1 protein-coding gene is annotated in these 631 nt (G+C 79.4%); it reads right to left on the bottom strand.

Annotated elements, in window-relative coordinates; all coding sequences use genetic code 11:
- On the bottom strand, nucleotides 1-541 hold a 541-nt coding region (locus ABD323_RS43555; RefSeq protein WP_344447552.1), incomplete at its 3' end, for an AfsR/SARP family transcriptional regulator.
- Nucleotides 542-631: the final 90 nt, after the last annotated feature.

Genomic DNA, 631 nt, shown 5'->3' with positions numbered 1-631 from the left:
GGCAGGCCCGGGCCCGCAGCCTGGCCCGCTCCTCGACGACCCACTCGGCCGGGCCGTCCTCCGGCAGCAGGTCCCCGGTGTACCAGTCGCGCGCGGCCCGCAGGCCCTCCAGGGCCGCCGCGCCGCCGGTCCCGCCGGTGGCATGGCGGTCGCCGGCGCCGCGGGCGGTGCCCCTGGTGGCCGCCGCGGCACCCGCGCCGACCGCCGCCGCCTGCTCGAACTCCCTGACGTCGCTGACCAGTCGGCCCTCCAGGGCGAGCCCGTACGAGGCCCCGGAACGGCTCAGCACCCCCGGGCCCAGCAGCAGCCGCAGCCGCGAGACGGTCACCTGGAGGTTGCGGATGCCGGACTCCCACGGCAGGTCCGGCCAGAGCGCCTGCAGCAGCACCTCGCGGTGCACGGGGGTGCCGCTGTGCACCGCGAGCAGCTTCAGCAGGCTGAGCGCCTTGGGGCGGGTGGTCGAACAGTCCACCTCGACGCCGCCCACGGTCAGCCGGAAGCCGCCCAGGCAGCGCACCTCGACGAGGGGGCGGGCGGGCACGGGCGCGGGCGGGGCCGCGGGGACGGGGGTGGGGACGGGATCGGTGGCCGGACCAGGGGCGTCGGTGGCGGGCCGCTCCGGGAGCGGGGG

Origin of the sequence: Kitasatospora nipponensis (assembly GCF_039528135.1) — a bacterium.
Classification (GTDB): Bacteria; Actinomycetota; Actinomycetes; order Streptomycetales; family Streptomycetaceae; genus Kitasatospora; species Kitasatospora nipponensis.
This window is presented reverse-complemented; position numbering and strand designations above follow the sequence as displayed.